This is a genomic window from Methylobacterium organophilum, from assembly GCF_022179465.1.
In the GTDB taxonomy this organism is placed as follows: Bacteria; Pseudomonadota; Alphaproteobacteria; order Rhizobiales; family Beijerinckiaceae; genus Methylobacterium; species Methylobacterium organophilum.
The window spans coordinates 21,279-42,507 of the sequence record NZ_BPQV01000012.1; the positions used below are offsets into that span (position 1 = coordinate 21,279).

Consider the following 21,229-nt stretch of genomic DNA (forward strand, 5'->3'; position numbering starts at 1 on the left):
GGGTCCTCGTCCGGGCCGCGTATCGGAAACGGCCCCTGCGGGTGCAGGGGCCGTCTTCTTTTGCGGACGGGACGCCGGCGGTCCGGCGCGATAAGCCCGGGCCATGACCGCGAATCCCGAAGCGCCTGCCCTCCCCGCCGACCTGCCGCGGGACGGCGCCCTCCGCCCGACCAGCCGCCAGGTGCTGCTGCTGGCGCTTCCCGCCACGCTCGCCAACGTGACGACGCCGCTCCTCGGCTTCGTCGGGGCGGCGGCGATCGGGCGGCTGGGGGATGCCGCGCTCCTCGGGGCGGTGGCCCTCGGCGCGGTGATCTTCGACGCGATCTTCTGGAGCTTCGGCTTCCTGCGCATGGCCACCGCCGGCCTGACCGCGCAGGCGGTGGGCGCCCGGAATCCGGCCGAGATCGACCGGGCGCTGGCCCGGGCGCTCGCGGTCGGCGTTTGCTGCGGGCTCGTCCTCGTCATGGGTCAGATCCCGCTCGCGGTTCTCGCCTTCCGCATCGCCGGGGCGAGCGCGGCGGTGACGGCGGGGCTCGCGGTCTATTTCCACATCCGCATCTTCGCCGCGCCCTTCACCCTGGCGAACTACGCCGTGCTCGGCTCGGTGCTGGGGCGCGGCCGCACCGATCTCGGCCTCGCCATCCAGGTCGGCATCAACCTCGCCAACATCGTCCTGACGCTGCTCCTGGTGCTCGGCCTCGGCTTCGGCATCGCCGGGGCGGCCGGGGCCACTTTCCTGGCGGAGGCCGGGGGCACGGCGCTCGGGCTCGCCGTCCTGCATCGCCTCGGCGCCCGCCCCTTCCGGGTGCCCATGGCGGAGGTGTTCGGCCGGGCCGCCCTGACACGCACGCTCAAGGTGAATGCGGACGTGCTGATCCGGACCCTGGCGCTCGTCGCCGGCATCACCCTGTTCTCGGCCATGGGCGCGCGGCTCGGCGACGTGACGCTCGCCGCCAATGCCGTGCTCTGGAATCTCTTCCTGATCGGGGGCTTCTTCCTCGACGGCTTCGCCACCGCCGCCGAGGCTTTGTGCGGCCGGGCCGTGGGGGCCCGGGACCGCGAGGCCTTCGCCGCCGCGTCCCGGCTCTGCCTCCTCTGGTGCCTCGCCTTCGGCGTGGCCGTCAGCACCCTGGCGCTCGGCGGGGGCGGCGCCTTCATCGACGTGGTGACGACGAGCGAGCCGGTGCGGGCCGATGCCCGCTCGCATCTCCTCGCCGCCGGTCTCGCGCCCCTCGTGGCCGCCCTGCCCTTCGCCTATGACGGCATCTATATCGGCGCGACCTGGACCCGGGCGATGCGCAACCTGATGCTCGCCGCATTGGTGGTCTATCTCGTCGCGCTCTTCGCCTTCCAGGCGCTCGGGCTCGGCAATGGCGGCCTCTGGCTCGCCTTCCTGGTCTTCCTCGCCGCCCGCGGCCTCGGGCAGGCCCTCGCCTTTCCAGGGCTCGCCCGGCGGAGTTTTTCCGGGGGCTGAAAGCCCGCAGCCTCTGCCGCCTGCCCGTACTCTGGCCAATTGACGTTCGACCGCGCTGCGCTCGAATGCCCGCGCCGCCCGTCAACGACAGCGTCCGATTCCGCGGAGCGGGCGGGCGATGAGGACTTTTCCAATGAAGACTCGTCTCTTCCTGCGCTTGGTCTTGCTGGCTGGCCTCGCCGCCTCTGTGGGGGCCACGCCGGGCTGGGCGAAAACCGTGAAGATCCCGGCCACCACCCCGCCGATGGCCGTGGAGATTCCCGGCGCGTGGACCGCCAGCACCGTCAAGCGCGGTCTCGAGATCAAGAGCGACGACGAGGAGGTCTTTCTCTGGATCGAGACCTACACCGAGGCGAATTACGAGACCATCAAGGCCGAACATGGCCGCTATTTCGAGGGCCAGGGCGTCACCGTCACCGGCGAGCCGAAGATCGAGCCCCGGCGCTACGCGGGCTACGGTCTCGCTTTCCTCGATCTGCCGGCGATCTGGAAGGGCAAGCCGACGGTGCTGCGCTACATCTTGGTCGAGCCGGACGACAAGGCCAAGCGCCGGCTGATGATGAGCTACTGGGCCTCCCCGGAAGGCGACCGGACCCATGACGCCGCCATGAACAAGCTCGTGGAGAGCCTCGCCGCTGCTGTGAATGCCGCAAACTGAGCCGCTCCTCGGCGGGGACGGCGATCCCGGTGAGGGCTGTCGGCGCTGGCGGTTCAGGCAAAACAAAAGGACCAGGGCCGAAGCCCTGGTCCTGCTGCCGTAGACGCTCGTTGTAAGCCTAAGCCTAGAACGGGATGTCGTCGTCGAGGTCGTAGTTCGGCTTGCCGCCGCCCCCGCCGGACGGGCGGGAGCCGCCGCCCGAGGAGCGACCACTGCCGCCGCCCCCGCCGTAATCGCCCCCGCGGTCCCCGCCCCGGCCGCCGCCGTACTCGTCGCGGGAGCCGCCGCGGCTGATCTGGCCGCCGCTCTCTTCCTCGCCGGCGAAGTCGCCGCCGCCGCCGCGGCCGTCGAGGATCGTCATCTCGCCGCGGAAGCGCTGCAGCACGACCTCGGTCGTGTACTTCTCGACACCGGAATTGTCGGTCCATTTCCGGGTCTGGAGCTGGCCCTCGATATAGACCTTCGACCCCTTGCGCAGATACTGCTCTGCCACGCGGGCGAGGTTCTCGTTGTAGATCACGACCGAGTGCCACTCGGTCTTCTCCTTGCGCTCGCCCGACATCTTGTCCTTCCAGGACTCGGACGTCGCCAGCCGCAGGTTCACCACGGGATCGCCGGAGGCGAGGCGCCGCGTCTCGGGATCGCGCCCGAGATTGCCCACCAGGATCACCTTGTTCACGCTGCCCGCCATCGCACTCTCTCCTCGCGATCCGATCTCACAGGGGCTGCCGCCCGGAGGCCGACTCATGAGCCTTCCCGGGGCCACCGGCAACGGGTCCAAACGGCGAATCCACGGGGACAACCGGCAGCCCGTAAGTTCTACTTTTGTTCTCGTTCGGCGACAAGGCCGCGAAGGACGCCTTTACGCCTTCTTGTTCCAGCGCCCGTCCTCGTCCTGCTGCCAATAGGCGACCGCGTGGCCCTGCTCCTTGGCCGCCCGCCACTGCTCCCGGGCACGCAGCAGCGCGTCCTGGTCGTTGCCGTCGAACAGGATGCAGATGCGGGCATAGGATTCCGCATCCGCCGGCAGGTCCGCCCCCTCCACCAGGAAACGGATCGACGCGCCGTTGGGATTGACGTCCCGCAGGGTCAGTACCACGGGCTGGCTCCCGGAATCCGGCTCGCGGTCGGTGCCGTGGGGCAGGAAGCTGTCGTCGGAATAGGTCCAGAGGCCGTCGTCGAGGGCCTGCAGCCGCTCCTCGCTCACGGCCTGGATGGCCGCCTGCCAGCCGCGCTCCAGCGACTTCTCGATCAGGCTCGGCAGCACCTTCTCCAGGGGCTGGCGCTGCAGGTGGTAGAACAGGATCTCGGTCACGGCGGCGAGGATAGGACGCCAGATGCGCGCGCGCGAGGGCCCGCCTGCTCCTCCGCGCGTCTCAATGCGCTTCCTGCCAGTTTCCGGCGGCCTTGGCCTCCACCACCAGGGGCACGCGCAGGGTCAGGGCCGGCGCCGGCGCCTGCTCCATCACCCGGGCGATCACCGGCAGCGCCGCCTCGATCTCCTCCTCGGGCGCCTCGAAGACGAGTTCGTCATGCACCTGCAGGAGCATGCGCAGGTTGAGATGCTCCTTGCGCAGGGCGTCCTCCATCCGGGTCATGGCCCGGCGGATGATGTCGGCCGCGGTGCCCTGGATCGGGGCGTTGATCGCCTGACGCTCCACGCTCGCCCGCTCGCTCGGGTTGTTGGAGCGGATCTGGGGATAGTGGCAGACCCGGCCGAACAGGGTGGTGACGTAGCCCTTGTCGCGGCAGAGCTTCTTCGTGCCCTCGATATAGTCGCGGATGCCGGGGAAGCGCTCGAAATACTGCCGGATGAAGGCCGAGGCCTCCTCCCGGCCGATGCCGAGGCGGTCGGCGAGGCCGAAGGCCGAGATGCCGTAGATGATGCCGAAATTGATGGTCTTGGCCCGCCGGCGCAGGTCCGGCGTCATCTCGGCGAGGGGCACGCCGAACATGGCCGAGGCGGTCGCCGCGTGGATGTCGATGCCGTCCTCGAAGGCCTGGCGCAACTGCGGGATGTCGGCGATGTGGGCGAGGATGCGCAATTCGATCTGCGAGTAGTCCGCCGAGATCAGCTTGGTGCCCTCGGGCGCCACGAAGGCCCGGCGGATGCGCCGCCCCTCCTCCGTGCGGATCGGGATGTTCTGCAGGTTCGGGTCCGAGGAGGAGAGCCGGCCGGTGGTGGTGGCAGCCAGCGCGAAGGAGGTGTGGACGCGGTTCGTCTGCCGGTCGGCATGCTCCTGCAGCGTGTCGGTATAGGTCGATTTCAGCTTCGAGAGCTGGCGCCATTCCAGGATCTTCCGGGGCAGTGCGTGCCCGGCCTGGGCGAGCTCCTCCAGAAGCGTCGCCGGTGTGGCCCACTGGCCCGAGGGCGTCTTCTTGGCGCCGGGCAGGCCCATCTTGCCGAAGAGCACGTCGCCGATCTGCTTGGGCGAGGAGACCTGGAAGCGCTCGCCGGCATCCTCCTGGATCTCCTCCTCGAGCCGCGCCAGGATCTGCGAGAAGTCGCCCGAGAGGCGGCTCAGCATGTCGCGGTCGATGCGGATGCCGTTGGCCTCCATGCGGGCGAGCACGGGCACGAGGGGCCGCTCCAGGGTCTCGTAGACCGCGACGCGCTTCTCCGCGACGAGGCGCGGCTTCATCATGCGCCACAGGCGCAGGGTCACGTCGGCATCCTCGGCGGCGTAGGCGGTCGCCTTGTCGAGGGGCACACGGTCGAAGGTGAGCTTGTTGCGCCCGGTGCCGGTCACGTCGGTGAAGGTGATCGGCTGGTGGCCGAGATGCCGGCGGGCGAGCTCGTCCATGCCGTGCCCGCCCTTTCCGGCATCGAGCACGTAGGAGATCAGCATGGTGTCGTCGAAGGGTCCGACCTCGATGCCGTGGCGCTTCAGCACCAGCCAGTCGTACTTGATGTTCTGGCCGATCTTCAGGGTGCCCGGATCCTCCAGCAGCGGCTTGAGAGTGGCGATCGCCTGATCGAGGGGGATCTGGGTGATCGTCTGGTCCGCGGCCTCGCCGTCCTGGGCCGCCTCGCCGAACAGGTCCCCGTCCTTCGTGTCGGGCTTCACGTGGGCGAGGGGGATATAGGCCGCGCGGCCCGGAGCGGTCGCGAGGGAGACGCCGACGAGGCCGGCGCGGTTGGCGTCGAGGGCGTCCGTCTCGGTATCGACCGCGACGACGCCCGCCTCGAAGGCCTCCGCGATCCAGGCTTCGAGTTGCGCCAGGGTCGTGATCGTCTCGTAGGCGCTGGTGTCGAAGGGCTTGACCGCCTCCGCCGCCCGGGCCGCGACCAAGCCGGCCGGCGTCGGCTCGGTGGCGCGGGGCTTCGGCGCCGCATCCGGCAGGCCGAGATCGGCGAAGGGATCGACCTCTCCGGCCTCCGGGGGCCTGGCGCTGGCCCCGCGCTCCGGCGCCGCCGCGGTCTCGGGATCGACCGGCACGGAATCCCCGAAGAAGGGCACGGCGTCGCTGCCGCCGGCGGTGTTCTCGTAGCCGTGGGGCCGGGCGCCGGGCAGCAGCGCCGGGTCGGGCTTCACCGCCTCGGGGTCGACATGCAGCATCTGGGCGATGCGCCGCGTCAGGGTGTTGAACTCCATCGCCTTGAGGAAGCCGACGAGCTTCTCGGGGTCGGGCTCCGGCACGCCGAGATCGTCGAGGGGCACCGGCACCGGCACGCCCTCCTCCAGGGCCACGAGCTTCCGCGAGAGCCGGGCCTGGTCGAGATTGGCGAGCAGGGTTTCGCGGCGCTTGGGCTGCTTGATCTCGCCGGCCCGCTCCAGCAACTGCTCCAGGCTGCCATATTCCTTGATGAGGGCGGCGGCAGTCTTGAGCCCGATGCCGGGCACGCCGGGCACGTTGTCCGAGGTGTCGCCGATCAGCGCCAGGGCGTCGCCGATCTGCTCTGGGCTCAGCCCCTCCCACTTGGCGATGATCGCCTCGCGGTCGAGGTTGCGCTCGGGGCGGTAGCCGGGCTTGCCCTTGGCGCCGGATTCGAAGTCGTAGAACCGGATCCGGTCCGAGACGAGCTGCATCAGGTCCTTGTCGGAGGACACGATGATCACCTCGGCGCCCCGGGCTTCCGCCTGCCGGGCATAGGTCGCGATCAGGTCGTCGGCCTCGTAGCGCTCCAATTCCACCGCGTGCAGGCCGAAGGCGCGCACCGCGTCGCGCATCAGGGGCATCTGCCGCTTGAGATCGTCGGGCGCGTCCGGGCGGTGGCCCTTGTAGTCGGGGAAAAGCTCCTTGCGGAACGAGCCCTCGGACTTGTCGAAGACGATGCCGAGATGGGTCGGCTTCACCCCCGCGGCGCCGTCCTGCAGGAACTGGGCGATCTTGGTGCAGAACAGCCGCACGGCGCCGGTCGGCAGGCCGTCCGAGGGGCGGGTGTTGTACTTCTGGTCCTGGTTGATCGACTGGAAATAGGCGCGGAAGATGAAGGACGAGCCGTCCACCAGGATCACGCGGTCATTCGCCCCGACAGGGTCGTGGGCAGGCTGGGTCTCGACGGTCATCCAGGGGCTCATGCGCGGGGACGCCCCTCTCTAAAGCTCCCGACCCCCATCCGCCAATCGTGCCGCCGCGCCGCGCCAGGGCCCTTCCCCACCAGATCCGGAGAGGGATCGCGCCACCCCATGCCCCGACGTGCGATGGTGCACCGCCCGCGCGCAAACTGGACCGGCCAAGGGAACCCGCTGAAAGAGCAGCATAAATCGGCCCGGATTCTGCAATCCTGCATGAAATTTCACACGGATTTCCGGATGTCTTGAAGTATATCTATATTGCGCTGCGACAAAACGTGCGTTGTCTCCAGATCAGTGGATCCCAGATCATGGTCATCGAAGAGCATGCGGAGGCGTCGGACGGAGATTTCTCTGTTTTTCCCGCTCCGCGCATCAGATGAGGAATTCCTGGATGACCAACCGCACCAAGATCACCACCGCGCTCGCCCTGGCCCTCGGCCTCGCCGCCACGCCGAGCCTCGCCCAGTCCCTCTATTCCGACAGCGCCAGCTATAACCGTGACGGCACGCTCAATGTCTGGGGCGCCCATATCGACCCTGTCTCCCCCCGCGGCGGCGTGCTCGGCGGTGTCGGCAACGTGGTCGGCGGGACGGTCGGTGCCGTCGGCGGCATCGTGGGCGGGACGGTCGGCGCGGCCGGCACCATCGTCGGCGGCACGGTGGGCGCTGCGGACGACATCGTGACCGGCTCGATCGGCGGCCCGCGCAACGGCTACACCGACTATTCGGCCCGTGCCGGCAATGCCGAGCAGCTCGACCGCCCGGTGCCGCAATACGGCCGGGTGAGCGGCGGCCCCCTGCGCTGAACCCCTTCCCCGAACCATCGGCGAAACGGCGGAGCCTCGGCTCCGCCGTTTTCGTTTGCGGCGAAGCCGGAGCCGCCGCACCGTCGTCCAGGCGCGCTCTGCCCGGCCACGAGAGGGGCGATCGACACCAGCGACCAAGACTTCGGCGGAGCGATTTCTTTATCGCAGGATAATTTTGAGCGCGATCGATCCCCTTCAGCAGATCTCGCGGCAGCCCGCCATGAATTGTTCCCCGGGCGTCAACGTAAAATCAACGAATTGATGCAGTGCGGCGCGGAACGGATCCGCTTCGCCTCCCGTTGAAGGCGCATCGATCACACCATCGCTCAAGCTTCGGGAGGGGACGATGCCGACCCAGACCCGCCTCCGCCGTCTCGCCCTGGTCATCCTCTCCGGCGCCACCGTGGTCTCGACGGTCGCCGCCGTGCACGCCCAGGAGGGCGGCTTTCTCGAGCAGCTCTTCGGCGTGCGCCCGGCGCCGCAGCCGGTCGCCCCGGTCCAGCCCGCCTGGGATCCGCGTGCCGCCGCGCCGCAGAGCTACCGGGCGCGCCGCCACATCCGGTCGAGCGAGCGCCCGCGGGCGCGCTACGTCGCCCTGCCCGCCGATCCCGACAAGATCCTCGGCAAGCAGCCGGTGGATTCGAAGGCGATCGCCGCCAACCCGACCGCGGCGATCATGAAGGACGAGACCCTGCGCCCGGGCGACATCGTCGTCCTGCCCACCGGGCCGAAAGTGTTCACGGGGGCGGCTTCCACGGGCAAGCGCCACCGGGCCGCGGATTTCGAGGATGTCCGCCAGTCTCGCTCCGTCGACAAGAAGACGCGGGCGCTGCTGCTGGCGATGATGGTGCCCCATGGCGCCATGCCGGCGGCCGAGGCACGGAAATACCTCGCCAAGGCCCGCAAGCTCGCCCCGGCGGAGGACATCGCCCCGCTGGAACGCCAGGCCCGCAACGAGTCAGGCGCGCGGGTGATCAATGTGTGGAACGCGGCACGCTGACGGCAGCCTGCCGCTCTCACGCCGCCAGGGAGGCGGCCCGCCGCAAATCCTCGACGAAGGTCGCGTAGGCCATGGCCTTCGCCTCCTCGTCGGGCAGGCGCAGCAGGTAGGAGGGGTGCACGGTGATATAGCCCTCGTAGGGCTTGCCGAACCGGGCCGGCCCGCGCGCCCGGGTAATCGGGATCTGCTTGCCGGCCAGAGCCAGCACCGCCGTCGCGCCGAGGGCCACCACCAGCTTCGGGGCGACGAAATCGAGTTCCCGGTCGAGCCACCAGCGATAATGGCTCACCTCCCCCGCCGTCGGCTTCTCGTGGATGCGCCGCCTGCCGCGCAGGGTGAACTTGAAGTGCTTGACCGCATTCGTGAGATAGCAGGCGTCCCGGTCGATCCCCGCCTCCTCCAGCGCCCGTGACAGGAGCTGACCCGCCGGCCCGACGAAGGGCCGGCCCTGCCGGTCCTCCTGGTCGCCCGGCTGCTCGCCGACGAAGGCGATGGGCGCGCCGATCGGGCCTTCCCCGAGCACGGCCTGGGTCGCGCCGGGCACCAGGGGCTCCGAGCGCTTGATGATCGCGTTCAGGGCCTCCAGCGAATCCGGTTCCTGCCCGGCCATCGCCGCCACGGCCCGGGCGGGCTCGCGCTTCACGGACATCTGCGGCTCCCTCTCGATCATCTCCACGGTGCGGCGGCCGGCCTGCCGAACCAGTTCGGGAATCGCCGCGGTCTCGGGCATGTTCCGCCAGTACTTCCTCGGCATCTCCGCGCGCATGGCGCGCAGGTTCGTGCGGGCCGGGTTGAAGGTGCTCTCGTAGTAATCGCGCCAGCCCGCTTCGAAGGGGTCGGAGGCGGGTGCATCCTCGCGTCGCCCCGGCGGCCCGAAGCGGAGCGCCGTGCCGTCCCAATGCGCCGAGCCCTCCGGCGTCAGGATCGCCCAGTCGAGGGCGCGGAAGCGGTCGACGAAGAAGGGAGCGGCGGTCTCCAGGATGTGATGCTCCGGCTCGAACCAGGCGACGAAGCGCTCGCGGGTGCTCTCCTCCACCCGGCGGAAGCGCAGGAAGGCGTGCATCTTGTGCAGGTCGCGGCCGATCGCCTTCCGCATCAGGTGGAGGCGATGGATCAGGGGGTCGCTCGCCACCTCCATCAGCGCCCACTCGCCGCGGCTGACGCGCCAGATCAGGCTGTAGAGCAGCGCGTAGCGCTCGGGATCGCGGTGGGGCACCACCATCGGGATCAGGTCGGCCACGGCCCGGGGCAGGCGCAGGGGCGCCCCCTCCCCGGCGACGGCGTCCGAGGCGAACAGGCCGGGTGCGGCCGTTTCCTGCCAGACGACCCGCTCCGGCGGCACTGCGGCGGCGATCAGGCTCCGCGCGCTGGCCCGGAAGCCGGTGAGATCCGCGCCGGGGGACAGGGCGACGGCGTGAAGGGGGCTGCCGCTGCCGCCCTTCCCTCCTCCGCTGAGGGGAAGGGAGGCGACGGCCCCGTTCCCATGCGCCCCCATCAGAACAGGCTCAGCTGCTCGGCCGGCTCGGCGAGGCGGGCCCGCAGATCGAGGCGGTCGGTCAGGGCGGTGGGGCGGTGGTCGGCGGCGACGAGGAACGGACGCGCGCGCTTCAGGCCGGAGCTGAGCCGGGCGACGTCGTCGAGGCGCAGGGTCGCGTGCCGGCGCGCCTTCAGGATGGCGTCGACCGCCCGCGCCCCGAGGCCCGGCACCCGCAGCAGCATCTCCCGATCGGCCCGGTTCACGTCGACGGGGAAGCGGTGCCGGTTCTTGAGCGCCCAGGCGAGCTTCGGGTCGATGTCGAGGGCGAGCATCCCGTTCTCGGAGGCTTCCGCCACCTCGCCTGCCGAGAAGGCATAGTACCGGATCAGCCAATCCGCCTGATAGAGCCGGTGCTCCCGTTGCAGCGGGGGCGCCTTCAGGGGCAGGATCGCGGAGCCCGCCGGGATCGGGCTGAAGGCGGAGTAGTAGACCCGCTTCAGGCCGAGCTGGTCGTAGAGCTGGGCGCTGCGGCCGATAAATGCGGCGTCCGTGGTCGCATCGGCGCCGACGATCACCTGGGTCGATTGCCCGGCCGGCGAGAAGCGCCGCTTCTCCGCCTTGGCCTGCACGATCCGCTCGCCGATCTGGGCCATGGCGCCCTGGATGGCGGCGCCGTCCTTCTCCGGGGCGAGGCGGGTCAGGCTCTCCTCCGTCGGCAGCTCGACATTGATCGAGAGCCGGTCGGCATAGAGGCCCGCCTCCTCGATCAGCCACGGGCTCGCCTCGGGAATCGACTTCAGGTGGATATAGCCGCGGAAGCCGTGCTGCCGGCGCAGTCTCTTCGCGACCAGGGTCAGCATCTCCATGGTGTGGTCCGGCGAGCGGATGATGCCGGAGGAGAGGAACAGCCCCTCGATGTAGTTGCGCTTGTAGAATTCCACCGTGAGCGTCACGACCTCGTCCACGCTGAAGCGGGCGCGGGCGACGTTCGAGGAGCGCCGGTTGATGCAATAGGCGCAGTCGAACAGGCAGTAATTCGTGAGCAGGATCTTCAGGAGCGAGATGCAGCGGCCGTCCGGGGTATAGGCGTGGCAGATGCCCGCCCCCATGGTCGAGCCGAGCCCGTCCTTGCCGGCCGCGCGCTTCGGCGCCCCCGACGAGGCACAGGAAGCGTCGTATTTGGCGGCATCCGCGAGGATGCGCAGCTTGCGCGCGAGCTTTTCGTCCATGGAACGGACCATGAACGAGGTGGCCGCTCAGGCAATGCGGCGCGATGCCCTCGTCACCGGAAAATGCGTCCTCCCGGCGCGAAGCCGGGAGGACGCGCGGGCCTCAGCCCTGGACGAGGGTCTTGTCGAGGGTGATCTCGGCAGTGAGCAGCTTCGAGATCGGGCAGCCCTTCTCGGCATTGCCGGCCAGTTCGTCGAACTTGGCCTGATCGATGCCGGGGATCGCCGCCGTGAGGGTTAGGGCCGACTTCGTCACCTTGAAGCCCTTGCCGTCTTGGACCAGCGTGACGACCGCCTTGGTGTCGAGCGACGTCGCCGTGAGACCGGCTTCCTGGAGCTGGAAGGCGAGCGCCATGGTGAAGCAGCCCGCATGCGCGGCGGCGATCAGCTCCTCCGGGTTGGTGCCGGGCTCGTTCTCGAAGCGGGTGTTGAAGCCGTAGGGGTTGTCCGAGAGCACGCCGGACTGGGTCGTGATCTTGCCTTTGCCGGTCTTGCCGTCGCCCTCCCAATGGGCGCTCGCGTGGCGGTCGGTCATGGGCGGTCTCCTGAACATCGGGGTTCGATCGTGCGCAAGCTGGCGCGCGGGGAGACGAAGTCGAGGGGCCGTCTCAGCTTTCCGACTCGGGGTCGGCCTCGATGACGTCGCGCGCGAGGCCGATGGAGAATCCCGCTCGGGCCATGGCGGCGAGGTCGCGCGCGCGGCGCTCCGCCCGGTCCGCCGCCGGCCGGAAGGGGCCGAGCCGCCGCCGCCGTGCATAGGCCCGGGCCGCCTCGAGCTCGTGGTCGCGGCTCTCGCCCGCTTCCTCCTCCTCCGCCGCCAGCGTCGCCGCGATCAGGGTGCGGTCGATGCCCTTGGCGGCGAGCTTGGCGCCGGCGCCCCGGGTGGAGGTGCCCCGGCGGCGCAGAGTCGCGAGGCGGGCGGCGGCGAAGCGCGCATCGTCCACGAGCCCGGCCCGCACGGCCCGGGCCACCGTCTCCTCGATCAGCGGCAGATAGGGCTCCGCCTCCTCGCCCCGGGCCCGGGCGCGCTTGTCGACCCGCCGGCGCAGGGTGCGACGGAGCATCTCGGAGGAGGCGCCGTAGCGCTCGAGGTAGTGCAGGGCGGCCCGCTCCAGCCACTGCGCCGTCACCGGCGGCGCGGTCCTTGCCTGGGGCTCCGATGCAACATTCCGTGAGGTCATCAGTTCTTCACGATCTGGACAGGTTTCCGATCCATGACGAGAATATGGTTAGCACGCAGGTTCGCCGGACCCGAACCCGGCTGGGCTCCGTCCTGATGCGGCGCGAGTGGGTGCTCGTCCTGCTGGCGCTCATCTTTGGCGCCGTGGCGGCCGGAATCGCCTATCTCTCGCGTCCCACTACCCTCGCCGTGGCCGTCGGCCCGCGCGACGGGGCGGAGGCGGCGCTGATGGAGGTCTATGCCAAGACGCTGGCGCGCAACCACGAGGACGTGCGCCTCCAGGTCCATCATTTCGACGACGTCCGCGACAGCGGCGCCGCCCTGCAGGAGAACAAGGCGGATCTGGCCGTCGTCCGTCCGGACGTGCTTCTGCCGGAGAACGGCCTGACTCTCGCGGTGCTGCACGACGAGGCGCTGATCGTGGCCGCGCCGGAGGCGAGCGGCATCGAGAACATGGCCGATCTGTCGAAGCGGCGCCTGGGCGTGGTGGTGCGCCACGCCGCCGACATCCCGTTCCTGACGAACCTTCTCGATTTCTACGATTTCAAGCCGGCGAGCCCCGCCGAGCTCGCCGAGGGCCGGACGCCGCCCGCCGCCCATGTCGGCCTGGTGCCGCTCAAGGCCGCCGAGGTGAGCGAGGCCCTCTCCACCAAGCGCGTCGATGCCGTCGCGGTCGTCGCCGCCCCGGCCTCCAAGGCGGCGATCTCCACGGTGCGCGCGGTCGAGGCCGCCTCCCCCGACAAGGCGGTGACCCTGGTGAGCGTGCCGGACGGCAAGGCGATCATCCAGCGCCTGCCGGAGCTGCAATCGGTCACCATCCCCGCTGGCACCTTCGGCGGCTGGCCGAAGCGGCCGGAGGAGGATGTCGAGACCGTGGGCGTGTCCTACCGCCTGATGGCCCGGGGCTCGGTGAGCCGCATGGCCGTGGCCTCGGTGGTGCAGCACCTGTTCGAGTGGCGTTCGCGCCTCGCGGCGACCGCCCCCGTCGCCAATCTGATGAAGGCGCCGGACTACGAGACCACCGTCACTGCGACGAGCGCGCGGCTGCCGAACCATCCGGGCGCGGTCGACTATTTCGAGCGCGAGCAGCAGACCCTGCTCGAACGCTACGAGGACTGGATCTACCTGATTGCCTTCTTCGGCGGCACCATCGGCTCCGGCTTCGCCTGGCTCGGCCAGCGCCTCGCCCGCAAGCGGCGGGAGCGGATCGACGTGGTGCTCGACCGCCTGCTCGACATCCTCGGCGAGGCGCGCGCGGCCACCAGCGTGGCGCAGCTCGACGCCCTGACCCGCGAGACGGATACGCTGATCGCGGATGTGGTGCGTCAGGCCCGGGAACGCTCGATCGACATCCGCCTGGTCGGTGCGCTGATCCTCGCGATCGACGCGGTGAACGGCGCGCTCGACGACGGGCGCCGGACGCTGGGCAGCCCGGCCGTCGAGACAGCCGCCGACGCCCGCGCGCGCACGGCACGGCTCCTGGCGCTCAACCTGTCCGCGGCGGAGTGAGGAAGACTCGCCCGGCGCTCAGCGCGGGGCGAGGATCATGATCATCTGGCGGCCTTCCAGCATCGGCTCGCTCTCGACCTTGGCGACCTCCTGGGTCTCGCCCTTGACGCGCTCGAGAAGCCTCAGGCCGAGATCCTGATGCGCCATCTCTCGGCCGCGGAAGCGCAGGGTCACCTTGACCTTGTCGCCTTCCTCGAAGAACCGCTGCATGGCCTTCATCTTCACGTCGTAGTCGTGCTTGTCGATGCCGGGCCGGAGCTTGATCTCCTTGACCTCGACGGTCTTCTGCCGCTTGCGCGCCTCGTTCTGCTTCTTCTGCTCGTTGAAGCGGAAGCGCCCGTAATCGAGGAACTTGCACACCGGCGGTGCGGAATTCGGTGCGATCTCGACGAGGTCGAGTCCGACCTCTTCGGCCATGGCGAGGGCGTCGAAGAACGGCACGATCCCACGGTTCTGCCCGTCCTGATCGATCAGCTGAACCTCGCGGACACCGCGAATGTCCCGGTTGGCGCGCGGCCCGTCCTTCTGCGGGGCCGGCATGGCTCTCATAGGTCTACGAATGGCTATGTTCTCCTGAAATAACGACGAAACGGCAGCCTTTGGAGCTGCCTACCTCGGCAAACCCCGGCCACCGTACGGCCCGGCCAATGCCGGGCGATCGCACCTTGGCAAAACCTCTCCGCAAGTCAACTCGGCAGCACCACTTTCGGTTCACGAAAAGCCGGTTCTGCGACGGTCTCCGGGAAGGTCAGGCGAAATCGTCACGAATCATGCGGGCTCGTGCGGACTCGCGAAACCTGCCGGCCGGCCCTGGCCGAGCAGATGGGAATAGATGGCGAGGGTCGCGGCGGTCATGGTCTCGAGGGAGAAGTTCGCCTCCACATGCGCGCGGGCGCGCCGGGCCATCGCGTCCCGGGCGCTGGCGCGCAGGGACAAGGCTTCCGCGAGCGCCTCGGCCAGGGCCGCCGGGTCGCCCGCGGGCACGCGCCAGCCCGTGCGCAGGCCGGGCTCGACGTCGGGGGGGGCGAGCACCGTTTCCGGCACGGCCCCGAGATCGGACACCACCACCGGTACGCCCAACGCCTGCGCTTCGACCGCGGAGCGGCCGAAGGCCTCCGGCTCGACGGAGGGCACCGCCACCACGGCGGCGGCGCGGAAGGCCGCCGGCATGTCGAGGCAATGGCCGACCCGGCGCACCACGCCGTCGAGGCCGCGGGCCGCCACCAGGGCGTCGAGCTCGCGAACATAAGCCTCGCGTCCCTGCGGGTCGCCGGCCAGCACCACGGTGAAGTCGGGCACGCCCTGCGCGCGCATCCGGGCCGCCGCCTCGATCAGCACCCGCTGTCCCTTCCAGGCGGTGAGCCGGGCGGCGAGCAGCACCACGCGCTCGTGCGGGGGCACGCCCCAGTGCCGCCGCAGGGCCTCGACCCGGGCCGGCTCGACGGCGGAGGGCGTGAAGAGCGAGAGATCGGTGCCGCGATGGATCACCGCGATCCGGTCGCCGGCCTGTTCGGGATGGAAGCGCCGGATCAGGTCGGCGGTGTAGTGGGAATTGGCGATGACCACGTCGCCCCGGGCCATGACCGAGTTGTAGAGCACCTTCACCCCGGTCCGGCCGGAATAGGCGCCGTGATAGGTCGTCACGAAGGGCAGCCCAAGGCGCCGGGCGGCGCCCAGGGCGACCCAGGCCGGGGCCCGTGAGCGGGCATGGATCAACTGCACCCCCTCCCGCCGGCACAGGCGCATCAGCCGGCGCACGTTCCAGGCCATGGCGAGGGGGTTCTTGGAATTGGCCGGGAACGGCAGCCAGACGCCGCCCCGGGTCTGGAGCTCGCCCACGAGCCGCCCGCCCTCGGTGGCGACGAGCGCACGGGCGCCCGCCGCGCTGAGGGCCGCGGCGACGTCGACCGTGGTGCGCTCCGCCCCGCCGGCTTCGAGGGCCGGGATGATCTGGAGCACGCTCACGCCGGCGAGCGGCAGGCCCTCGCTCGGGAAGGCACCGGCAGGCCGGGTCTCGCCGTTCATCGCCATCGATCGTCCGTGCTTGTGTGGCTGGCCATCTTCCCTGGAACCGGGGTCGTCGCGGCCGCCGGGGCGGGCACGGTGTGGAAGGGACAGGTTGCGCGAGGATCGGCTCCGCGCTTTACGGTTCGGTAAACGAAGCCTCGACGCGGTTGCGTCATGGCGGCGAATCGAGAGCAGCGAGCAGGCGATGGCAGAGAGCGGCGCCCGGGACGAGATCCCCGTCGAGATTCTGAAGGTCGAAGGCTCGCGGGGCACGCGGGACATCGCCGTGCGGGTCCGGCCGGGAGCGGGGGCGCCGGTCGTCTGGCTCGGCGGCTTCCGCTCGGACATGCGCGCCACCAAGGCGCGGGCGCTCGATGCCTGGGCCGCTTCGCAGGGCCGCCCCCTCGTCCGTTTCGACTATTCCGGCCACGGCGAATCCGGCGGCCGCTTCGCGGAGGGGACGATCTCGGATTGGCTCGCCGACGCCGTGGCGGTGCTCGACCGCTTCGCGCCGGAGCGCCCCCTCCTCGTCGGCTCCTCGATGGGCGGCTGGATCGCCTGCCTCGCTGCCCTGGCGCGCGCGCGGGCGGGCCGCCCCGCTTCCGGCATTGTGCTGATCGCCCCGGCCCTCGATTTCACGGAAGCGCTGATGTGGGAGGCGTTCCCGCCGGAGGTGCGCCGGCAGCTCGAGACCGAGGGCGTCTGGTACCGCGCGACGGCCTATGCGCCGGAGCCCGACCCGATCCGCATGGCGCTGATCGAGGACGGGCGCCGGCACCTGCTGCTCGGCGCCCCCCTCGATCCGGGCTGTCCGGTCCATCTTCTTCAGGGGATGCAGGATCCCGACGTCCCCTGGCGGCACGCTCTTCGGACGGTCGAGCGCCTGCCCGGGGCGGGTACGCTGCTGACGCTGATCGCCGATGGCGATCACCGTCTGTCGCGCCCGCAGGACATCGCGCTGATCTGCGAGGCGGTGGAGCGCCTCGCAGGCCGGATCAGTGCAGGCTGACCGGATAGAGATCCTGCGCCACGGCGTTGGCCAGCACCACGTCGCGGGAATCCGCGAGCATGATCGGGGCGCCGCTCGCCGAGAGCAGGGCGAAGAGGTCGAGGCCGGGGCTGAGCTCGGGCGCCTGGGGGAACAGGCGCTTCACCTCGTCCGAGCGGACCGGGCGCACATAGGCGATGTGGCCCTCGCCCAGGGCGGCGAGATCGGCGGGCCCGAATTCGACGGGCGGGTTGGTCTGTGCGTTGTTCGTCATGTCGTGCCCTCCTTCAAGGCAGAGCCAGTCTCGGTCACCGCCCCGCGGATGCGGCAGCGGGCCTCGACCGATGAGATGGGTGGCCGGCTGAGGGATTGCGAGGGGGCGGGCCACCGCCGATGTCGCAGGCGTTCATGCGCCGGTCAGTCCCGCGCGGCGATCGCGATCTTGCGGACGATCCGCTCCGGCTCCGGACGGACCAGGTCGATCGAGAGCAGGCCGTTCGAGAGGTCGGCGCCCAGCACCTCCATCCCGTCGGCGAGCAGGAAGGTGCGTTGGAACTGGCGCGCCGCGATGCCCCGGTGCAGGAACTGACGCGCCTTGTCGTCGACCTGCCGGCCGCGCACGACGAGCTGGCTCTCCTCCAGGGTCACGTCCAGCTGATCGAGGGTGAAGCCCGCGACGGCGAGGGTGATTCGCAGCCGCTCCGGCGCGTCGCCGGCCCGGGGGATCCGCTCGATGTTGTAGGGGGGATAGCCGTCGCTGGCGGCTTTCGACACGCGGTCGAGCGCCTGCTCGATCTCGTCGAAGCCGAGGAGGAACGGGTGACCGAACGGGGAAGGCCGCGTCATCGGGTGCGCAACTCGTGTTTCCGAAGCCCGCGAGGCGCGGGCCGGCGTGGCGCACGCCCCTGAAGGCACTTCGCGGATCGGGAAGCCCGCGCGATGCGGCACCCCCTCCGTCTAAGAGATATGGCCGCCGCCCTCCGCGCCATCAAGGGCGCGGCGCCGGCCGTCCCCGTCCCTCTCGCCCGTCCTTTGCTCCTGTTCTGGTCTCTCCTCTCGCCCACGGGCGTTCCCGGATCCGCGGAGGGCCTGTGAATGCCGAAGCTTTGCCGCCAGGTCTCGAAAAGCGCGGCTTCCTCAGTGGGATGGCGGCGCGAATACCGGTGCAGAAGGACAGGTTTGGGATAAAGTGGCAATGTTCGGCTCCAGCGCTCCGCCGAATAACAGTTTGGAATTCCTCTATAATTCGGCCGGCGCCTTGATTGACCTTCCTGCGTCGGATACTTCAGCCGGCACGACGAGATGACGCCTCGGGAGATCGCGGCGTCGTGCGGCCTTGCCTTTTTCGATCGTGGATTGCCGGCCGGCCGGTTTTCTCGGCCGCGCTCCCGATCGGGTCGTGCCCGTGGCGCGGCGGCAAGCGGGACAGGCGGGCCCGATGGAGGCCGGTCGCTCACCGGGAGGATGGACGTGAGGCAGGCGTTGGAGGTGGTCGTGCGCGGCATGCGTTCGGTTGGGAAGGGAAAGCGGTCTCTGGTCGCGGGCGCGGCCCTCGCGCTGGCTCTCGTCGGCCCGGCTCTCGCCCAGGACGCCAAGTCTTCGGACACCAAGGCCGCGGCCGGTCCCGCCCTGAAGATTCAGCTCAACCGCCTCGAGCCCGCCGGCGAGGCCTGCCGGACCTATCTGGTCGTCGACAATGGCGCCGGTCCGGCCCTCAAGTCGCTCAAGGTCGACCTCTTCGCCTTCGACACCGAGGGCGTCGCGCAGAAGCGCCTCGCCGTCGAACTCGGGCCGATCCAGGACAAGAAGACCGTGGTGCGGCTGTTCGACTTCCCCGGTCTCGCCTGCCCCAAGATCGGCCGCGTCCTTCTGAACGATGTGCTTGCCTGCGAGGGCGGCGAGGCCAGCCGCGAGAGCTGCCTGGAGCGCATCGAGACCGACAGCAAGACCTCCGCCGCCTTCAACCGTTGAGGGTCCGGGCGGGCAGCTGACCGCCCCGGGCTTCGCCACAGGATCGATTCGAGGAGTTCGCCCATGGATCCGACATCCGCCCCCGCCGCTGCGGCGCACGATTTCTCGTTCCTCGGTCTGTTCCTGCAGGCCGATCCGATCGTGAAGGGCGTGATGATCCTGCTCGTGGTCGCCTCGATCGCCTGCTGGACCGTGGTCTTCGAGAAGATCGTGCGCTTCGCCGGCGCCCGGCGCGAGGCCAAGCGCTTCGAGACGCTGATCGCGAGCGGCGGTCCCCTGGAGACGGACAAGGCGGGCATCGCCAGCCGCCTCGTCCAGGCCGGGCTGGAAGCCTGGCGCGATCAGGATCCGACCGAGAGCCGGGCCGAGCGGCGCGAGCGCATCGAGCGCGCCATGCGCGGGGCGCTGAGCCTCGAGGTGAAGCGCCTCCAGACCGGCCTGCCGCTGCTTGCCACCTCCGGCTCGACGGCGCCCTTCATCGGCCTGTTCGGCACGGTCTGGGGCATCATGAACTCGTTCTCGTCGATCGCCCGCAGCCAGGACACCAGCCTCGCCGTGGTGGCGCCGGGCATCGCCGAGGCCCTCTTCGCCACCGCGATCGGCCTCGTCGTCGCGATCCCTGCGGTCATGGCCTACAACAAGCTCTCGGGCGACGTCGCCCGCATCCAGTCGAATTTCGTCTCCTGCATCGCGGTGCTCGGCAACCGGCTCGCCCGCGACCGGGGCGCCAGCCACGCCCGCGCCGCCGCCGAATAGGCCGCGCCGCCCGCGCGAGGCCCCTAGGGGCTCGATCGAGACCTGAGATTTTCGCGGGGCCGCGCCCGTCAGGACGGCGCGCAGCCCGACACCAACCGCCCGGGAGGGCCGACGATGGCAATGGGTTCGATCCGCCAGGAGGGCGGCAGCGACGAGGACGGCCTCGACGCCACCCCGATGTCGGACATCAACGTCACGCCGATGGTCGACGTGATGCTCGTGCTGCTGATCATCTTCATGGTCGCGGCCCCGCTGATGACGACGGGCGTGCCGGTGCAGCTGCCGAAGACCACGGCGGCCAAGGTCGCCCAGGCGCAGAAGCCCCTGGAAGTCTCCATCGACAAGGACGGCCATCCCTACATCGCCAAGGACGCCTTCACCCCCGAGACGCTGATGCCGCGCCTGCGGGCGCTCAAGGCGGAGAACCCGGACCAGGTCGTGCTGGTCCGCGGCGACCGGGACGTGCCCTACGGCAAGATCATGGAGGTGATGGGCCTCGTCGGTCAGGCCGGCTTCACCAAGGTCTCGCTGATCGCGCAGTCGCCCGGCGGCGGCGCGGCGCCTGCCCCCGCTCCCGCCCCTTCCAACGCGCCCGCGCCCTAACGCCATGACCGCTCTGGTTTCGTCGCAGAGCCCGGGCCGGGGGCCGTCGGGGCTGTTCGCGGCCTTCGTCGTCGCGCTCCTGCTGCACGCGCTCGCCCTGCTCGCGATCACCTTCCTGCATTTCACGCCGCCGGCGCCCCCCGGCGAGCAGGAGATCACGATCGATCTCGCGCCGCAGATGACGGAGGCCGAGACGCAGGCGCCCGCCGAGCAGGCCCAGTCCGAGGCCGCGCCCGAGACCACCAAGCCGATCGGCGATCCGATGGAGGCCGCCGAGCCGCCTCCGCCCGAGACTGCCGAGGTGGTGCCGGAGGAGGCGATCGCCGAGCAGCCGCAGGAGGTGAAGCCTCCGCCCCCGCCCGAGGTGCTGGCCGAGAAGCCGCCGGAGACCGCGCCGCCCCCGCCCGAGGAGCGGATCATCACCTCCCAGGCCCCGGAGGCGGAGGCTCTGGCGCCTCCGCCGCCGGAGACCGTGGCCAAGCCGCCGGAGCCTCCGAAGCCGATCGAGCCGGCGAAGCCCAAACAGCCCGATCCCGCCAAGATCGCCGCGGAGCGGGAGGCCCGTCGCAAGGCCGCCCTCGAAGCCAAGCGCGAGAAGGAACGCGAGGAGCGTCGCCTCGAGGCGATCCGCGAGAAGCGCGAAGCGCAGAAGCGTGAGCGCGAGGCGGCTCGCAAGGCCGCTGCCGCCAGCGCCGGGCAGTCGCAGCGCAACTCCGCTTCCGCCTCGCGCCAGAGTTCGGGTGGCGCGGCCTCAGCCGGCAGCGATCCGAACGCCATGGCGCAATGGAAGGCCTCGATGGCGGCCACCATCCGCGGCCGCATGAACCGCGAGGCGGCGTCCGGCACCTCCGGCGGCGTCGCCACCGTGCGCTTCACCGTGAGCCGGTCTGGTTCCGTGAGCGGGGCTGGGCTGGCGGGCAGCAGCGGCATCGGAGCCATCGACAGCGCGGCGCTCGCCGCCGTGCGCGGCGCACTGCCGCCGGCCCCCCCCGGCGTGACCCAGTCGAGCCTCTCCGTCACGGTTCCGCTCCGGTTCAGCCCGGGGCGGTGAC

General features: G+C 70.5%; 21 protein-coding genes. 10 read left to right on the forward strand and 11 right to left on the reverse strand.

Going from position 1 to position 21,229, the window contains the following annotated elements:
* Positions 1 to 103: 103 nt before the first annotated feature.
* Together MFF21_RS18355 and MFF21_RS18360 are read left to right on the forward strand one after the other, a co-directional pair.
* Positions 104 to 1,474, forward strand: a complete 1,371-nt coding sequence (locus MFF21_RS18355; protein WP_238312740.1) for an MATE family efflux transporter — start codon at positions 104 to 106, stop codon at positions 1,472 to 1,474.
* 133 nt (positions 1,475 to 1,607) lie between these two features.
* Positions 1,608 to 2,132: a hypothetical protein gene (locus MFF21_RS18360; RefSeq protein ID WP_238312743.1), complete on the forward strand. Its 525-nt coding sequence runs from the start codon at positions 1,608 to 1,610 to the stop codon at positions 2,130 to 2,132.
* A 124-nt stretch (positions 2,133 to 2,256) separates the two neighbouring features.
* Here the strand turns inward: MFF21_RS18360 and ssb are convergent, their stop codons facing one another.
* The 3 genes from ssb to polA all read right to left on the reverse strand — a co-directional run bounded on the left by ssb (position 2,257) and on the right by polA (position 6,643).
* The gene (gene ssb / locus MFF21_RS18365; RefSeq protein ID WP_238312744.1) at positions 2,257 to 2,823 is read right to left on the reverse strand and encodes a single-stranded DNA-binding protein; all 567 of its coding nucleotides are present in this window, start codon (positions 2,821 to 2,823) and stop codon (positions 2,257 to 2,259) included.
* A 171-nt stretch (positions 2,824 to 2,994) separates the two neighbouring features.
* Positions 2,995 to 3,447 carry a DNA polymerase III subunit chi gene (locus MFF21_RS18370; protein ID WP_238312746.1) on the reverse strand — a complete coding sequence of 151 codons (453 nt, stop codon included), beginning with the start codon at positions 3,445 to 3,447 and terminating at the stop codon, positions 2,995 to 2,997.
* Positions 3,448 to 3,508: 61 nt separating this feature from the next.
* Positions 3,509 to 6,643: a DNA polymerase I gene (gene polA / locus MFF21_RS18375; RefSeq protein ID WP_238312748.1), complete on the reverse strand. Its 3,135-nt coding sequence runs from the start codon at positions 6,641 to 6,643 to the stop codon at positions 3,509 to 3,511.
* A gap of 400 nt (positions 6,644 to 7,043) precedes the next feature.
* On the opposite strand from polA, the gene MFF21_RS18380 reads away from it, so the two are divergent.
* Together MFF21_RS18380 and MFF21_RS18385 are read left to right on the forward strand one after the other, a co-directional pair.
* A complete protein-coding gene (locus tag MFF21_RS18380) occupies positions 7,044 to 7,457 on the forward strand; it encodes a hypothetical protein (RefSeq protein WP_238312750.1) in 414 nt (137 codons plus the stop codon).
* A 346-nt stretch (positions 7,458 to 7,803) separates the two neighbouring features.
* Positions 7,804 to 8,457, forward strand: a complete 654-nt coding sequence (locus MFF21_RS18385) for a hypothetical protein (protein WP_238312753.1) — start codon at positions 7,804 to 7,806, stop codon at positions 8,455 to 8,457.
* 16 nt (positions 8,458 to 8,473) lie between these two features.
* Here MFF21_RS18385 and MFF21_RS18390 read toward each other — a convergent pair whose 3' ends face one another.
* From MFF21_RS18390 to MFF21_RS18405, 4 genes are all read right to left on the reverse strand, one after another.
* Complete coding sequence (locus tag MFF21_RS18390) at positions 8,474 to 9,952, reverse strand: UdgX family uracil-DNA binding protein (RefSeq protein WP_238312755.1); 1,479 nt, start codon at positions 9,950 to 9,952, stop codon at positions 8,474 to 8,476.
* Positions 9,952 to 11,163 (reverse strand): putative DNA modification/repair radical SAM protein, encoded by a 1,212-nt coding sequence (locus tag MFF21_RS18395; RefSeq protein WP_238312758.1) that lies wholly within the window; start codon positions 11,161 to 11,163, stop codon positions 9,952 to 9,954. The genes MFF21_RS18390 and MFF21_RS18395 overlap by 1 nt, the downstream gene beginning before the upstream one ends.
* Positions 11,164 to 11,266: 103 nt before the next feature.
* Entirely contained in the window at positions 11,267 to 11,698 is a 432-nt protein-coding gene (locus MFF21_RS18400; RefSeq protein ID WP_238312760.1) for an OsmC family protein, read from the reverse strand.
* A 73-nt stretch (positions 11,699 to 11,771) separates the two neighbouring features.
* The gene (locus MFF21_RS18405; protein ID WP_238312762.1) at positions 11,772 to 12,344 is read right to left on the reverse strand and encodes a RecX family transcriptional regulator; all 573 of its coding nucleotides are present in this window, start codon (positions 12,342 to 12,344) and stop codon (positions 11,772 to 11,774) included.
* 95 nt (positions 12,345 to 12,439) lie between these two features.
* On the opposite strand from MFF21_RS18405, the gene MFF21_RS18410 reads away from it, so the two are divergent.
* Positions 12,440 to 13,852, forward strand: coding sequence for a TAXI family TRAP transporter solute-binding subunit (locus MFF21_RS18410; RefSeq protein ID WP_238312764.1), 1,413 nt, complete (start codon positions 12,440 to 12,442; stop codon positions 13,850 to 13,852).
* A gap of 18 nt (positions 13,853 to 13,870) precedes the next feature.
* Here MFF21_RS18410 and infC read toward each other — a convergent pair whose 3' ends face one another.
* Together infC and MFF21_RS18420 are read right to left on the reverse strand one after the other, a co-directional pair.
* On the reverse strand, positions 13,871 to 14,392 hold the full coding sequence (gene infC / locus MFF21_RS18415; RefSeq protein WP_238312766.1) for a translation initiation factor IF-3: 522 nt from the start codon (positions 14,390 to 14,392) through the stop codon (positions 13,871 to 13,873).
* A 228-nt stretch (positions 14,393 to 14,620) separates the two neighbouring features.
* A complete protein-coding gene (locus tag MFF21_RS18420; protein ID WP_238312768.1) occupies positions 14,621 to 15,877 on the reverse strand; it encodes a glycosyltransferase family 4 protein in 1,257 nt (418 codons plus the stop codon).
* Positions 15,878 to 16,064: 187 nt separating this feature from the next.
* On the opposite strand from MFF21_RS18420, the gene MFF21_RS18425 reads away from it, so the two are divergent.
* On the forward strand, positions 16,065 to 16,868 hold the full coding sequence (locus MFF21_RS18425; protein ID WP_238312771.1) for an alpha/beta hydrolase: 804 nt from the start codon (positions 16,065 to 16,067) through the stop codon (positions 16,866 to 16,868).
* On the opposite strand, the gene MFF21_RS18430 is transcribed toward MFF21_RS18425, so the two are convergent.
* The gene (locus tag MFF21_RS18430; RefSeq protein ID WP_238312773.1) at positions 16,855 to 17,121 is read right to left on the reverse strand and encodes a BQ00720 family protein; all 267 of its coding nucleotides are present in this window, start codon (positions 17,119 to 17,121) and stop codon (positions 16,855 to 16,857) included. The genes MFF21_RS18425 and MFF21_RS18430 overlap by 14 nt on opposite strands.
* A gap of 143 nt (positions 17,122 to 17,264) precedes the next feature.
* On the reverse strand, positions 17,265 to 17,693 hold the full coding sequence (locus MFF21_RS18435) for an Hsp20 family protein (protein WP_238312775.1): 429 nt from the start codon (positions 17,691 to 17,693) through the stop codon (positions 17,265 to 17,267).
* A 657-nt stretch (positions 17,694 to 18,350) separates the two neighbouring features.
* Here MFF21_RS18435 and MFF21_RS18440 point away from each other — a divergent pair.
* The 4 genes from MFF21_RS18440 (at position 18,351) to MFF21_RS18455 (ending at position 21,228) form a co-directional block, all read left to right on the forward strand.
* A complete protein-coding gene (locus MFF21_RS18440; protein ID WP_238313024.1) occupies positions 18,351 to 18,818 on the forward strand; it encodes a Tat pathway signal protein in 468 nt (155 codons plus the stop codon).
* Between the two features lie 63 nt (positions 18,819 to 18,881).
* Positions 18,882 to 19,574 carry a MotA/TolQ/ExbB proton channel family protein gene (locus MFF21_RS18445; RefSeq protein WP_238312777.1) on the forward strand — a complete coding sequence of 231 codons (693 nt, stop codon included), beginning with the start codon at positions 18,882 to 18,884 and terminating at the stop codon, positions 19,572 to 19,574.
* A gap of 114 nt (positions 19,575 to 19,688) precedes the next feature.
* A complete protein-coding gene (gene tolR / locus MFF21_RS18450) occupies positions 19,689 to 20,177 on the forward strand; it encodes a protein TolR (RefSeq protein ID WP_238312779.1) in 489 nt (162 codons plus the stop codon).
* A gap of 4 nt (positions 20,178 to 20,181) precedes the next feature.
* Positions 20,182 to 21,228: an energy transducer TonB family protein gene (locus MFF21_RS18455; RefSeq protein ID WP_238312781.1), complete on the forward strand. Its 1,047-nt coding sequence runs from the start codon at positions 20,182 to 20,184 to the stop codon at positions 21,226 to 21,228.
* Position 21,229: the final 1 nt, after the last annotated feature.

Bases quoted from the DNA above. Each gene is read 5' to 3' on its own strand.
- MFF21_RS18395 (WP_238312758.1), bottom strand. From the start codon at position 11,163: ATGGACGAAAAGCTCGCGCGCAAGCTGCGCATCCTCGCGGATGCCGCC.
- MFF21_RS18390 (WP_238312755.1), bottom strand. From the start codon at position 9,952: ATGGGGGCGCATGGGAACGGGGCCGTCGCCTCCCTTCCCCTCAGCGGA.
- ssb (WP_238312744.1), bottom strand. From the start codon at position 2,823: ATGGCGGGCAGCGTGAACAAGGTGATCCTGGTGGGCAATCTCGGGCGC.
- MFF21_RS18420 (WP_238312768.1), bottom strand. From the start codon at position 15,877: ATGAACGGCGAGACCCGGCCTGCCGGTGCCTTCCCGAGCGAGGGCCTG.
- MFF21_RS18425 (WP_238312771.1), top strand. From the start codon at position 16,065: ATGGCAGAGAGCGGCGCCCGGGACGAGATCCCCGTCGAGATTCTGAAG.
- MFF21_RS18405 (WP_238312762.1), bottom strand. From the start codon at position 12,344: ATGACCTCACGGAATGTTGCATCGGAGCCCCAGGCAAGGACCGCGCCG.
- MFF21_RS18440 (WP_238313024.1), top strand. From the start codon at position 18,351: ATGCGTTCGGTTGGGAAGGGAAAGCGGTCTCTGGTCGCGGGCGCGGCC.
- MFF21_RS18360 (WP_238312743.1), top strand. From the start codon at position 1,608: ATGAAGACTCGTCTCTTCCTGCGCTTGGTCTTGCTGGCTGGCCTCGCC.
- polA (WP_238312748.1), bottom strand. From the start codon at position 6,643: ATGACCGTCGAGACCCAGCCTGCCCACGACCCTGTCGGGGCGAATGAC.
- MFF21_RS18455 (WP_238312781.1), top strand. From the start codon at position 20,182: ATGACCGCTCTGGTTTCGTCGCAGAGCCCGGGCCGGGGGCCGTCGGGG.
- MFF21_RS18400 (WP_238312760.1), bottom strand. From the start codon at position 11,698: ATGACCGACCGCCACGCGAGCGCCCATTGGGAGGGCGACGGCAAGACC.
- MFF21_RS18430 (WP_238312773.1), bottom strand. From the start codon at position 17,121: ATGACGAACAACGCACAGACCAACCCGCCCGTCGAATTCGGGCCCGCC.
- tolR (WP_238312779.1), top strand. From the start codon at position 19,689: ATGGCAATGGGTTCGATCCGCCAGGAGGGCGGCAGCGACGAGGACGGC.
- MFF21_RS18380 (WP_238312750.1), top strand. From the start codon at position 7,044: ATGACCAACCGCACCAAGATCACCACCGCGCTCGCCCTGGCCCTCGGC.
- MFF21_RS18435 (WP_238312775.1), bottom strand. From the start codon at position 17,693: ATGACGCGGCCTTCCCCGTTCGGTCACCCGTTCCTCCTCGGCTTCGAC.
- MFF21_RS18385 (WP_238312753.1), top strand. From the start codon at position 7,804: ATGCCGACCCAGACCCGCCTCCGCCGTCTCGCCCTGGTCATCCTCTCC.
- MFF21_RS18355 (WP_238312740.1), top strand. From the start codon at position 104: ATGACCGCGAATCCCGAAGCGCCTGCCCTCCCCGCCGACCTGCCGCGG.
- infC (WP_238312766.1), bottom strand. From the start codon at position 14,392: ATGCCGGCCCCGCAGAAGGACGGGCCGCGCGCCAACCGGGACATTCGC.
- MFF21_RS18410 (WP_238312764.1), top strand. From the start codon at position 12,440: ATGCGGCGCGAGTGGGTGCTCGTCCTGCTGGCGCTCATCTTTGGCGCC.
- MFF21_RS18445 (WP_238312777.1), top strand. From the start codon at position 18,882: ATGGATCCGACATCCGCCCCCGCCGCTGCGGCGCACGATTTCTCGTTC.